The organism is Kribbella sp. NPDC049227 (assembly GCF_043197265.1).
In the GTDB taxonomy this organism is placed as follows: domain Bacteria; phylum Actinomycetota; class Actinomycetes; order Propionibacteriales; family Kribbellaceae; genus Kribbella.
This window is the reverse complement of record NZ_JBICST010000001.1, coordinates 546,109-558,172: the sequence shown is the minus strand read 5'-3', so window position 1 is coordinate 558,172 and position 12,064 is coordinate 546,109. Positions and strand designations below refer to the sequence as shown.

The 12,064-nt window shown below is 67.6% G+C and carries 10 protein-coding genes; 4 read left to right on the top strand and 6 right to left on the bottom strand.

What is annotated here, in order from left to right:
• Nucleotides 1–19: 19 nt before the first annotated feature.
• From ACGFH6_RS02855 to ACGFH6_RS02840, 4 genes are read right to left on the bottom strand one after another with little or no spacing between them, the layout of a single operon-like run.
• A complete protein-coding gene (locus tag ACGFH6_RS02855; RefSeq protein ID WP_393379938.1) occupies nt 20–2,578 on the bottom strand; it encodes a hypothetical protein in 2,559 nt (852 codons plus the stop codon).
• A gap of 22 nt (nt 2,579–2,600) precedes the next feature.
• Nucleotides 2,601–3,911, bottom strand: coding sequence for an ABC transporter substrate-binding protein (locus ACGFH6_RS02850; RefSeq protein WP_393379936.1), 1,311 nt, complete (start codon nt 3,909–3,911; stop codon nt 2,601–2,603).
• A gap of 16 nt (nt 3,912–3,927) precedes the next feature.
• Complete coding sequence (locus ACGFH6_RS02845; RefSeq protein ID WP_393379935.1) at nt 3,928–4,788, bottom strand: carbohydrate ABC transporter permease; 861 nt, start codon at nt 4,786–4,788, stop codon at nt 3,928–3,930.
• The gene (locus tag ACGFH6_RS02840; protein WP_393381144.1) at nt 4,788–5,753 is read right to left on the bottom strand and encodes a carbohydrate ABC transporter permease; all 966 of its coding nucleotides are present in this window, start codon (nt 5,751–5,753) and stop codon (nt 4,788–4,790) included. Before ACGFH6_RS02840 ends, ACGFH6_RS02845 begins: the two co-directional genes overlap by 1 nt.
• Nucleotides 5,754–6,024: 271 nt before the next feature.
• On the opposite strand from ACGFH6_RS02840, the gene ACGFH6_RS02835 reads away from it, so the two are divergent.
• The gene (locus ACGFH6_RS02835; protein ID WP_393379934.1) at nt 6,025–7,131 is read left to right on the top strand and encodes a hypothetical protein; all 1,107 of its coding nucleotides are present in this window, start codon (nt 6,025–6,027) and stop codon (nt 7,129–7,131) included.
• Here ACGFH6_RS02835 and ACGFH6_RS02830 read toward each other — a convergent pair.
• Together ACGFH6_RS02830 and ACGFH6_RS02825 are read right to left on the bottom strand one after the other, a co-directional pair.
• Nucleotides 7,061–8,359: an MFS transporter gene (locus ACGFH6_RS02830; RefSeq protein ID WP_393379933.1), complete on the bottom strand. Its 1,299-nt coding sequence runs from the start codon at nt 8,357–8,359 to the stop codon at nt 7,061–7,063. The genes ACGFH6_RS02835 and ACGFH6_RS02830 overlap by 71 nt on opposite strands.
• A gap of 27 nt (nt 8,360–8,386) precedes the next feature.
• Nucleotides 8,387–8,986 carry an ArsR/SmtB family transcription factor gene (locus ACGFH6_RS02825; RefSeq protein WP_393379931.1) on the bottom strand — a complete coding sequence of 200 codons (600 nt, stop codon included), beginning with the start codon at nt 8,984–8,986 and terminating at the stop codon, nt 8,387–8,389.
• A gap of 170 nt (nt 8,987–9,156) precedes the next feature.
• On the opposite strand from ACGFH6_RS02825, the gene ACGFH6_RS02820 reads away from it, so the two are divergent.
• The 3 genes from ACGFH6_RS02820 to ACGFH6_RS02810 all read left to right on the top strand — a co-directional run bounded on the left by ACGFH6_RS02820 (nt 9,157) and on the right by ACGFH6_RS02810 (nt 11,984).
• On the top strand, nt 9,157–9,522 hold the full coding sequence (locus ACGFH6_RS02820) for a hypothetical protein (RefSeq protein ID WP_393379929.1): 366 nt from the start codon (nt 9,157–9,159) through the stop codon (nt 9,520–9,522).
• Between the two features lie 72 nt (nt 9,523–9,594).
• Nucleotides 9,595–10,824 carry a class I SAM-dependent methyltransferase gene (locus ACGFH6_RS02815; protein ID WP_393379927.1) on the top strand — a complete coding sequence of 410 codons (1,230 nt, stop codon included), beginning with the start codon at nt 9,595–9,597 and terminating at the stop codon, nt 10,822–10,824.
• Complete coding sequence (locus ACGFH6_RS02810; protein ID WP_393379926.1) at nt 10,821–11,984, top strand: hypothetical protein; 1,164 nt, start codon at nt 10,821–10,823, stop codon at nt 11,982–11,984. Before ACGFH6_RS02815 ends, ACGFH6_RS02810 begins: the two co-directional genes overlap by 4 nt.
• Nucleotides 11,985–12,064 lie beyond the last annotated feature (80 nt).

Below are 12,064 nucleotides of genomic sequence, written 5' to 3'. Positions count from 1 at the left end.
ATCGTGGTGATCGCGGCGATCATTCGCTGACGGTCGCGGAGCCCAGGACGACGTACGGCTGGTTGGACAGGTCGGCGGCCAGGCCGGGGTAGAGCGCTTGCCCACCGTCACGGTGCAGCACGCTGAAGAAGTACATCAGCGGGTACGTCGACGCCGTGTAGTCGCCGTCGATGGTGCCGGACAGGGTCTGGCCGGACAGTTCCATCGGGACCTGCTGCCAGGACTCGGACTGGTCCACATGCCGGTAGTGCAGTGTCGCGCCCACCACGGCTGGGTCCACCACGCCCAGCGACAGTGCGACCGGTTTGCCCCGTTCGAAGCTCTCCGGCACTGTGTGGTTCACCCCAGGCGTGGCCGGTCGGACCGGTGCTGCCGGCAGCGCCGCCGTCGGCTTCGTGCCCGCTGCCTCCCGCAGTTCGTCGGCGAGGGCTGCCAGGTCGGCGTCCATGTCCGGGATCCGGTCCGCCCACTGACCGTGCTCGGAGGCCTCGATGCCGAACCGCAGATCCCGCTGATAGACGCCGTCGACGATGGCCGGGATCTCGGCGTACGCGTCCCGTGCGGCCCGGTAGTGCCGCAGCGCCGACTCCAGCGAGCCGACGTCCTCGGTGGTCCGGAAGATCGAGTAGTCGACCGCGGCCCGGAACTTGCCGGCGAAGAACCGGCCCAACCTGACCAGGACCTCCAGGTCGATCATGATCCGGCGAACCTGCGCGTCTGACTGGTCCGCGACCTGCCGGGCGCGTTCGAGGGCCGGCTGTCCGTCGGCGACCAACCGCTCGATCCACGCGGCCACCTCCAGCGGCGTGTACTTCGCCGAGAGCTTGCGGCCGGTCAGCGCCGCGACGTACTCGTCGATGCCGTAGAAGGTCGTCGGGTCGAACGGGCTGACGCCACCCCAGTTCGCCGGGGCATCGGTGTCGCCGGCGTAGTGATCCGAGTGCACCCGCGACGAGATCGGGAGGTTCAGGTACACCTCCGGCCAGTAGCCGTTGTTCGATCCGCCGACGCCGTGGACCACAGTCACCAGCGGGAGGATCCGGCTGAGCGGGCTCAGGGCGTCCTCCACGTCCGCCGCGGCCTCGCCGTACGTCGACCGCAGATGGCGACGCCACGTCTCGGGCTCGGCATCGGGGTTGTAAGTGAGCCGGCCCCACAACAGGTAGCTGTAGCGGTACTTGGTCCACTCCCGGTTGCCGGGCAGCTTGAGGTCGTCGCGGACGTACGGATCGCGCCCACCCGGTTCGCCGCTGCCGTGGCGGCCCTTGAAGAACAGGGGTTCGCACAGGTCGACACCGCGGGATCCACCGAACGTCGACAATCGCCCGTACCCTGCCGCGATCGCGGGATCGCCCCACGCCAGGAGTTTCTGGGTCCCGGGCCAGACCCGGAACATCAGGTCGACGGTCCGGTCCTCGCGAAGGAAGTCGCCGTACCCGTAGCGGGTGAACCGCCGGGAGAACTCGGTGATGCCCTTCATCTCGTGACCGGCCGGGATCGGCTTGGCGGCCTCCTTGGCCCGGATCGAGGCCTGGTGGTACGGCAGTCCGAGGTGCTCGGCCCAGTACTTCGCGGACAACACCGGGGACAGGTTCGGCAGGTCGACGGCGTCGAGCAGGGCCTGGTCGACGCCCTTGGCGTGCATGTCGATCTCCAGTGGCCGGCCGACCGAGTTCGCCCCCTCGAACACCGCGCGCCAGAAGATCTCGTGCCGGTCGTCGGGGATGCCGCCCTCGTAGTGCACCCGGAACGTGAGCCCGTCGATGTCGGGACACTCGGTCAGCAACCTGGCGATGCCGGCCCCGCAGTACGCCGCGTGGTTGTCCGGACCGACCCCGGTGATCGGGTACCGGTGGACCGAGTCCCGGCCGTAGTCGTACGCGTGGTTCCACAGGCCGAGCTGGAACTTCAGCCCGCGGCGCTTGCTTTCGGCAGCGATGAAGCGCAGGGTCTCGAGGTTTCGCTTCTGCTCGTCCGCTCCGACCCCCTCGGCCCGTACGTCGTAGCCGTCCACATCGAACAGGAACGGATAGACGAAGCACAGGTAGTTGTCGGTGGCACCGTGCCGATCAGCGCCGTAGTTGTACTGCATCCCGAGCGCGAGGTGGAACCGGTTGAACCGGGACGCGGCCAGCCAGGTCAGGTAGTCGGTCCAGAACTGCTGGTCGTGGAACCAGGACAGGTCCTCGTCCACGCTGGAGAACGAACGCACCACACCTCGCACGGGTACGGCGGGCTGCTCGGCGAAGGATGTCGTACCAGCGAGGTCATCGCCGGCCGCGACCCGGTCCGCGAGCTCGAGCACCCCACACCTCAGGCCCGTCTCATCGTTGCTGACGACAACGATCTCGCCCTCGGCGCGGAATACGGCGTACGACTCGGGTCCGGCCGCGAGGTCCGCGGTGGCGACCTCGTCGGGGGTGGCCAGCCGGATCACCAGGGCGTCTTCGGGCGAGCCGGCGGCAGTGATCCCCTTCTCCGCCAGCGCTTGGACGAGCTGCTCGGTCGCCCAGGTGGCGACGCTGCCGGCGGTGATGGGATTCTGGTCGTTCCGGGTGACCAGCACACGGTCAGGCATAGGACTCCAATCCGATGGTGCTCTACTTGCCTTCGAGGGTCTTGCGGGCATCGGCGACGAACTTCGGTACACCCTGCTTGATCGAGATCTTCTTGAACGCGATGTCCTGGCTGGTCTTCAGCAACAGGTCACCGACGGCGGTCGAGGCGGCCGGGCTGGCCTGCGGCGGGGCGAAGGCGTTCTTCAGCGCCAGGTCGGTGTAGGCCAGCACCTGCTTCTCGCTCGCCGACAGGTCACTGCCCTTCAGCAGCACGTCCCGGCCGGCCGACGAGGCGGGCGGTCCGCTGATCAGCCGCAGGGTCTTCGCGGCCTCCTCGCCGTTGGTGAACCAGTTGATGAACGCGGCGGCGTCGTCCGCGCGCTGGCTCTTGGCGTTCAGCGACAGGTAGCTGCTCGGCGCCGGGAAGGTCGCGCACTTGCCGCCCTTCGTGTACCGCGGTGGCAGGGTGATGTCGATGGTGTTCTTGGTCAGATCCTGGAAACCGCCCTTGAGGTTGGGCGTGTGGATGTGTGCGAGCGCCGCCTGCTTCTTGACCAGCGGCCCGGTCGGCCAGTCGCCGTACTTGGCCTGAGCCGCGATGTCGGCGGGGATCGTGCCGCCGGTCGCTCGCAGGGCGGCCCAGTACTCGAACCACTCGGTCAGCGAGGAGTCGGTGAAGGCGAGTGTGCCGTCCTTGTACAGGTCCTCGCCCTTGCCGCGCAGGAAGATCTGCAACGACGCCGTGTCCCCGCTGGGGTCCTCCGAGCCGTAGATCTTGTTGCCCGACTTCTGCCGGATCTCGTTGGCCAGGGTCGCGTAGTCGGCCCATGTCCAGGTCTCCGTCGGGTGCTCCAGACCGAGCTGGTCGAGCACGGTCACGTCGTACCCCATGCTGTAGGCGCCCATCGCGACCGGGATGCCGAACTGCTCGCCCTTCAACTGGCCCTGGCTGAGCAGGTTCTTGTCGAACGTCTTCGTGTCGATCGTGTCCGGGATGTACTTCTGCAGGGACTGCAGCGCTCCCGCCGCGCCGTACTGGCCGATCCGGGCGATGTCGATGTTGATCACGTCCGGTGCGTTGCCGCCGGCCATCTGGGTGGCGAGCTTGTCCCAGTACTCCGCGGTCGCGGTGCCCTCGAAGACCATCTTCACCTCCGGATGGCTGGAGGTGTACTGGTCTGCGAGCTTGCTGCGCAGGCCGAGCTTGGTCGGGTCCCCGTAGCTGCTGAACCGGACCGATTGCTTCGCCTCCTTGGCCGCGGGGTCGAGGTTGCAGGCCGACAGCAGGGGTGCGAGCACGCCGGCCGCGAGTCCGGCCTGCAGGAAGCGCCGCCGGTTGAGCTGTGTGGTCATGACTGGTCCTTTCGAGCTAGCCCTTGAGGCCGGTCGTGGCGATGCCTTCGACGATCCGGCGCTGGGCGAGGAGGAAGACGATGAACGTCGGCACCAGCGACAGCACCGACATGGCCAGCAGCTGCCCGTACGACGAGTCGCCGGTCGCGTCGACGAATCGCCGCAGGGCGACCGGTACGGTCTCGCTGCTGGGGTAGGACAGGTAGATCAGCTGGGCGAAGAAGTCGTTGTACGTCCAGATGAAGGTGAAGATCATGGTGGTGATCAGCACCGGCCCGGTCAGCGGCAGGATGATCCGGCTGAAGATGCGGACCTTGCCGCAGCCGTCGATCATCGCGGCCTCGTCCAGCGTGCGCGGGATCGTGCGGATGAACTGGACCATCAAGAAGATGAAGAAGGCGTCGGTGGCCAGGAACTTCGGCACCACCAGCGGGAGATAGGTGTTCACCCAGCCGAGGTTGAAGAACAGCACGTACTGCGGGATCAGCAGCGCGTGCGCCGGCAGCATGATGGAGCCGAGCATGATGCCGAAGAACACCTTCTTGCCGCGGAACTCGAGTCGGGCGAACGCGTACGCCGTGAGCGTGCAGGCGATCACGTTGCCGGCCACGGCGAGGACCGCGATCAGCAGCGAGTTGAAGTAGAACCTGGTGAAGGTCGGATCGGTCGCGGTCCAGCCGGCGATGTAGTTCCGCGGGTCCAGCGAACCGGGGAACGGGTTGAGCTGGGAGAAGATGTCCTTCTCGTCCTTGAACGATCCGCCGACCATCCAGAGCAGCGGGTAGACCATCACCAGGGTTCCGGCGATCAACGCGAGGTGGGTCGCCCACCTCCGCCCGCGACCCCGGCGTACCGGGCTTTGCAGAAGAGTTGTCATCAGCGGTCCTCGTAGTAGACCCAGCGACGGGCGAGCCCGAAGTTGATCAGCGTGAAGGTGGCGATGATCAGCAGCAGGACCCAGGCCATCGCGGCGGCGTAGCCCATGTTCAGGTTCGTGAAACCCTGCTGGTACAGGTAAAGCGTGTAGAACAACGTGGAGTCCGACGGTCCACCGCTGCCGCCGCTGACGACGTACGCCGAGGTGAAGGCCTGGAACGCCTGGATGATCTGCAGCACGACGTTGAAGAAGATGATCGGTGTCAGCAGCGGCACGGTGACCGACCAGAATCGCCGCCAGGGGTTCGCGCCGTCCACCGAGGCCGCGTCGTACAGCTCTTGCGGGATCTGTTTGAGCCCGGCCAGGAAGATCACCATCGGCGAGCCGAACTGCCAGATGTTCAGCAGTACGAGCGTGTAGAGGGCGGTGTCGGGGTTGGAGATCCAGCTGCGGCCGGCGACGCCGAAGAACGCGAGGAAGCTGTTCAGGACACCGTCGTCGTCGAACAGCTGGCCCCAGATCACCGCGATCGCGACGCTGCCGCCGAGCAGGGAAGGGATGTAGTAGATCGACCGGTACCAGGCCATCCCACGCAGCGGGCGGTTCAGCATGACGGCGACCGCCAGTGCGAACCCCAGCTGCAAGGGGACGGTCAGGGCGACGTAGATGAAGGTGACCTTCAACGACTGCAGGTAGCGCGGGTCGTCGGTGAACATCTTCACGTAGTTGCCGAAGCCGTTCCAGGCGGGTGGCTGGAGCAGGTTGAACTTGGTGAACGACAGGTACAGGGATCCGAGCAGCGGCCCAGCCGTGAGCAGCAGCAGTCCGACGAACCACGGGACCAGGAAGAGATAGGCGACTCGATCATTCCGCCTGCGGGGTCTGGGCCGTGCTGTCCGGGTGCTGCCGGCCGGGACGTCAGCTGTCGGTTCGTGGCCCGCCGGAGCAGAGATGTCGGTTCTCATGCTCATGGTGGCTCCTCTCAGGGACCTTCTTCACCGATGTAGAAGCTGGCTGGAAAATCGGCCGAAGCCTTCAGATCCGGTGTCTGGCAGGGCTTCGGCCGCAGGGGTGGGCGTCCAGCAGTTACCACTTTGTGGAAGTGGTGTTCCACTACGCGAGAGATTAAGGCGCTGCCGAGCGATGCGCAATACCGGAGTGCATTCGTATTCACATGCCTGAAACACTCCCGCTGCCCACGCCGGAGTCCGGCGTCGGGCGCTAAGGTTCTGCCGCATGAGCTCCAGCGCGCGGTCGTCGTACCTGATGCGGGCCGGCCTGGTCCGCAACGTGCGGTCGGCGGAGCACCTGACCACCTTCGTGGTGTCCGGGGTGGCGACGGTGCTGGTGACCCGCCTGATCCTCAGCCTGAGTGGTTACCCGCAGATCGGCGGGAAGGGGCTGCACATCGCCCACGTGCTGCCGGGCGGTCTGCTGATGCTGGTCGCGATCTCGCTGCTGCTCGGGTACGTCGGTCCCGTCGTACGCCCCGCGGCCGCACTGGTCGGTGGTGTCGGCTTCGGCCTGTTCATCGACGAGGTCGGGAAGTTCGTCACCTCGGACAACGACTACTTCTACCAACCGACGGCGGCGATCGTGTACGTCGTCTTCGTGCTGATCGTGCTGGCGTCCCGGTTCCTCGCCACCCGGCGGCCGATCGATCCCCGCGAGCAGCTCGCGAACGTGATCGACCACGCGGTGGAGGGGGTCGCGGGCGGACTGTCCCGACGCCGGCTGGCGCAGGCCTCGGAGCAGCTGCGTCAGGTCGGTCCGGAGGTGGCCGGCCGGCAGCAGACAAGGGAGCTGCTGGCGGCCTGCCCCGCGGACGAGGTGGAGCTGGCCGCTCCGGTGGATGCGGCCTGGCGGACCATCCAGCGTGGGTTCGACCGGCTGGCCACGCATCCACTCGCGCCTCGGGTGGCGGTCGTCGTACTGGTCATCCAGGCGATCGGCGCGCCCGTGATCGCGGCCGGGGTCCGGTTCGACAACGGGGTGTTCACCGACTTCGCGGTGCTCGGTGTGGTGGCGGGGAGCCTGCTGTCCGCCACGTTCACGGCGCGGGGTGCGTATCAGCTGCGGAAGAAGAACCGGCCTCGGGCGATCCGGTTGTTCGAACTGGCGGTGCTGGTGTCGTTGCTGGTCACCCAGGTGTTCCAGTTCGCCGGGACCCAGTTCGCGGCGGTCGGCGGGATGCTGCTCGACCTGGTGCTGCTCGGGCTGCTGGGCGCCGAGCGCGACCGGTTGCGGCGCCAGGAGACCGAGGCGGCGAAGGCTAAGACGTGGGGACTGCCACCGGACTCAAGCCGGCCTCCGTTTCCCGAGGACCCGTCGGATCCTGTGTAGCCTTCCATCGCTCGTTCCGGCCGATCAGCACCGGTGACATGGTCGCGATCAGGTAGACCACTCCGGCTGCGAGCAGCGCGGGCGCCAGACCGATGCCGGCGATCGCGGCACCGGCCACGACACCACCCAGCGGTACGCCGGTCCAGCAGACCGCGTCGGCCAGCGAGTTGACCCGGCCGAGCATCTGCCGCGGGATCCGCTCGATGAACAGGGCGCCCAGCACCGGGTTGGTGAAGCCGGCGCCGATGCCTCCGACGGCGTAGATCGCCATCACCATCCACACCGGCGCGTCGAACGCCATCACGACGAACCGTGGCGCACCGCAGATCAGGAACGCGAGCGTGAAGACGAGTTTGCGCGGGATCCGGTCGCCGACGGCCGACGCGACCAGTGCGAACACCGTGGCGGTGACTCCGAACGAGAGCAGGATCAGACTGGTGTGCCCAGGCCCGAGGCCGTGGTCCCTGATCCAGACCGGCAGCAGGACTGCCGCGATCGCGGCGTCGAGCAGGTTGGTGACCGCGATCATCAGGACCAGCGGCATCATCAGCTTGTCCTTGCGCAGGAATCGCCAGCCTTCCAGCAGTCGGTGACGGTAGTTGCCCTCCGCCTCTTCGTCCGCTGCATTCTCGGCGGCCTGGTGCCTTCGCGGAATCCATCGGTAGATCAGTACGGCGCAGACTCCGAACGAGGCTGCGTCGATCCACAGTGCGTTCACCTCGCCGACGAGCGTGATGAGTGCACCGGCGATCGCGAACGCGATGAACCCGGCCAACCGCTCGGTCGTGCTCTCCAGTCCGGTCACCCGCTCCAGCGGCACCTTGGCCGCCTGCGCGATGTCCGGGATCAACGTCCCCTTGGCGGCATCGCCCGGTCCGCGGAGCGCCCCCGCAACGGCGACCAGCACCAGCAGCACCGGGAACGAGAGCGCGTGCAACATGTGCAGGAGAGGGATGAGCGCGACCACGCCAGCGCTGGCGGCATCTGCGAGGACGCTGATCCTTCTCGGCCCGACCCGGTCGATCCACGGGCCACCGAACGCTTTGCACAGGACCAGCGGACCCATCTCCGCCAGGGCCACCACACCGGTCTTGACCGGCGATCCGGTCGTCATCAGTACGAACCACGGGATCGCGATCGCGCTGACCCGGGTCCCGCAGATCGACACGACGTTCGCCACCAGGAACGCCACCAGCGGCGCTCGATCCGCCTGCCTCACAGTGCCCACACCCCTCACCTCACTTCGTCTGGTCGTTCAGCGGGTCTCGCGCGGATACGCCTGGATCTGCACCGACACCTGCTCCGCGCCCTCCGGCAGCGGTGCGGTCAGATCAGCCGTCTTGTACTTGTCCAGCACCGCCAGCAGTTCGACCTGCAGCGCTTTCAGCTCCTCCGGACGCAGGTGGAAGATGTAGTCCGACAGGAGGCTGGCGTCCTTCCACTCGGGCGTGAGGGTCTGCATCGAGTCGATGAAGCCGAACATGTTCTCGGCGTACGTCTGCCCGATGCCGTGCAGGAACCCCATCGCCAGCTCGGGCTCCTCATCCAGCAGCACGGTCGGATCGAAGTGGGTGCTCTGGTGTGCCGACTTCCACCATCGGTCTCGCGCGTTGCCGCGGCTGTCGTCCTCGACCACCAGTCCGGCCTCGGCCAGCTGGCGCAGGTGATAGCTGGTGGCACCGGTGTTCACCCCGAGCCGGCCGGCCAGCGTCGTCGCCGTCTGCGGCCCGTACATCCGGAGCATCGCGAGCATCCGGTTCCGCATCGGGTGCGCCAGTGCCCGCACCAGGTGCCGGTCCAGGTGGACGGTCTTGCCCGGAGCCGCCGGTGTCAGGTCGTCCCTCTCGTCGCTCATGGATCGATCGTAGAACTGCAAAGCCTCTTTGCAAAGAGATTTTGCAAAGAAGTTCTGAGGTTGGTTGTCCACAGGTCGCGAAGTGGGCGTCGGAGCGGGGCCGGATCGCGGCATCTTCTCCGGTGACAAGGGACCGGAGCGCGGTCCGCACCACGAAACGGAGAACCACCATGCTGCGAGTGATGCTCGACGAGGCCGACTATTGCGACGTCCCGGCCGACCTGATGACGTTCGACGACGGGGCGGTGGTCTTCTGGCGCGAAGGCGAGGAGGTCGGCCGGCACCGCCAGGCGCGGATCCGCTCCCTGGAGTTGCTGGACATGCGCTCGATGACACGCAAGATCCGGGACGCCCGCAAGAACCACCCGAACGCGTTCCGCCCCTGGACGCCGGAGGAGGAGCAGACGCTGGCCGACCTGTTCAAGGGCGGCGCCAGCAAGGAGGAACTGGTCGAGACCCTCGGCCGTCAGGTGGGCGGGATCGCGACCCGGCTGCGCTCGCTGGGGCTGCTCGCCGACGACCAGAAACTGCAATGAGTTCACCTACCGCGACCGACTGTCGACGAGACCCTTTTGGGATCGGCTGGAGCGGTCGGCGACAATGGCGCGATGCAGGCAGAGGCGGACCCGGATCAGCAGCCCGGCGCACGGGCGGCGATTCGCACGGCGTTGGTGGACCAGGCGTCCCTGGTCCGCGCGCTCGGATCCGGGCGTCGGCGCGGCCACGACCAGCCGCAGTACCAGCGCGTCGAGCTGCGGTACGTCGACCTGAAGGGCCACCGCCACCTGCAGATCACCGAGTACGACGAGCGCCAGGCGCACACCCGGAACGTTGCCGCCGGACCGGACGCGGCGAAGGCGGTGGACGAGTTGCTGGACGTGCCGTATGGGTCGTGGCATGTCGAGACCACGACCGAGACGCTCCGGCTGCGGTACACCAAGAAGGGCAAGGAGTTGCTGCACCGGCAGGAGGACGGCCGGGAGCAGGAGACCGGCCACGACCGGGTGAAGCAGCGGGCGCTCGATCCGGATGCGCCGTTCCTGATCGAGCTCGGCATCAGCGACCACCTCGGCCGGGTGAAGCCGTCGCGGCAGTCGAAGTACAAGCAGATCGACGAGTTCTGCAAGCTGCTCGCGCCCGCGCTGGACGAGGCGGTCGCGGCGGGCCGGATCGCGACCGGGCGACCGCTGCAGGTGGTCGACCTCGGGTGTGGCAACGCCTACCTCACACTCGCCGCGTACCACCTGCTCACCGAGGCCGGGCACGACGTACGGATGATCGGGATCGACCGCAATCCGCAGGCGCGGACGCGGAACACGCGGCGGGTGGAGGCGCTCGGCTGGCAGGACCATCTGCGGTTCGTCGACGCGACCATCCAGGACGCGGAGCTCGACGTACGGCCGGACGTGGTGCTGGCGCTGCACGCGTGCGATACGGCGACCGACGACGCGCTGGCTCGGGCGGTCGGGTGGGAGGCTCCGCTGGTGCTCGCGGCTCCGTGTTGCCATCACGACATCCAAAAGCAGCTCAAGAGCGTCTCACCACCGGCGCCTTATGCGCTGATGACCAGATATGGCATCGTTCGTGAGCGGTTCGCCGACGTCCTGACGGATTCCCTTCGGGCGGCGGTGCTGCGACAGGTCGGCTACCGGGTGGAGGTTGTGCAGTTCGTGGACAGTCAGCACACTCCGCGTAATCTGCTGCTCCGTGCCGCCCGGACCGGTGCCAGGCCGACGCCGGAGCTCGAGTCCGAGTACCGGACGTTGATCGACGAGTGGCACGTCACACCCCGGCTGGCCCAACTCGTCCTGCCCGACGACCGCGAGGTTCGCCCGTGACCCTCCTCCGTCCCCTCGCCCTGGCCGCCGCCACGTTCTTCACCCTCGGAGCGCTTCCGCTCGTCCCGTCGGCAGCGGCTGCCGGCTCCTCGGCAACCACCGCGGCGGCCGGGCTCACTTCAGCGGCGTCGACGGCAGCGGGCTCGGCCTGGTCCGCGGGGGTGCCGATCGCGGATCCGACGCCGGGGGCGGCGAAGAAGCTGTTCACGATTGGGGACTCGCGGATCGAGGAGTCGTCCGGGCTGGCGAAGTCGCACAACTTCGACGACATCTACTGGACGATCAACGACTCCGGCGACCGCGCGCGGGTGTTCGGCATCGACCTGTCCGGCAAGGTCGAGATGGTGCTCAACTTCAACGCGCAGGTGAGCGACGTCGAGGCGATCGCGGTCGACAAGGACGGCTTCATCTACGTCGCCGACATCGGTGACAACGAGGGCAAGCGGGACATGGTCTCGATCTACACGATGCCCGAGCCCAAGCAGCGCGGCGACGTGGAGAAGATGACCTACCACCGGTACGACTTCACCTATCCCGACGGTGCCCACGACGCCGAGACGCTGCTGGTCGAGCCTGGCACCAACCAGCTGTACATCGTGACGAAGGCCACCAAGGGCGCCGCGATCTACGCCGCTCCACCGGGTCCGTCGCGGGAGGGCACCAACGAACTCACGAAGTTCGCGCCTGCGCCTCCGGGAGTCTTCACCGACGGCACGTTCCTGGCCGACGGGCAGCAGGCGGTGCTACGTACGTACACCGACGTTCAGACCGTCGCCTGGGGTGAGACGCCGAAGGTGGTCGCGAAGGGTGCCGCGCCGCTGGGCCAGGGGGAGTCGGTCGCTCTCGGCAAGACCGACAGCACGCTCCTGGTCGGGTACGACGCCAAGGACTCGCCCGTCTACCAGGTCCCGGTCCCGGCGAAGAAGGCCGCCTCGCCCGCACCGTCCGCGACTCCGAAGCCCGGCGCGACCAACGACGCCGGCACCGAGTCCAAGAAGAGCCACAGCCTCCGCTGGATCCTGATCGGCGCCGCCGCCTTCGCCCTGCTCATCACCATCCTCACCTTCCCCCCAGGCCGCCGAGAACGCCGAGACCGCCAAGCCGAAAACGCCCGCCTCACCGGCCAATCCCCACCCACCCCCCACCGCCGCCACACCTAACCCCACGCCCCACACCCCACCGCAGCCCCAACACCTACCGACCTCCGCCCACGGCGCCCGCCCCGCCGCGGCCCCGGGCA

Coding starts and splice junctions, on each gene's coding strand:
- ACGFH6_RS02855 (WP_393379938.1), bottom strand. CDS start 2,578: ATGCCTGACCGTGTGCTGGTCACCCGGAACGACCAGAATCCCATCACC.
- ACGFH6_RS02850 (WP_393379936.1), bottom strand. CDS start 3,911: ATGACCACACAGCTCAACCGGCGGCGCTTCCTGCAGGCCGGACTCGCG.
- ACGFH6_RS02845 (WP_393379935.1), bottom strand. CDS start 4,788: ATGACAACTCTTCTGCAAAGCCCGGTACGCCGGGGTCGCGGGCGGAGG.
- ACGFH6_RS02840 (WP_393381144.1), bottom strand. CDS start 5,753: ATGAGAACCGACATCTCTGCTCCGGCGGGCCACGAACCGACAGCTGAC.
- ACGFH6_RS02835 (WP_393379934.1), top strand. CDS start 6,025: ATGAGCTCCAGCGCGCGGTCGTCGTACCTGATGCGGGCCGGCCTGGTC.
- ACGFH6_RS02825 (WP_393379931.1), bottom strand. CDS start 8,986: ATGAGCGACGAGAGGGACGACCTGACACCGGCGGCTCCGGGCAAGACC.
- ACGFH6_RS02820 (WP_393379929.1), top strand. CDS start 9,157: ATGCTGCGAGTGATGCTCGACGAGGCCGACTATTGCGACGTCCCGGCC.
- ACGFH6_RS02815 (WP_393379927.1), top strand. CDS start 9,595: ATGCAGGCAGAGGCGGACCCGGATCAGCAGCCCGGCGCACGGGCGGCG.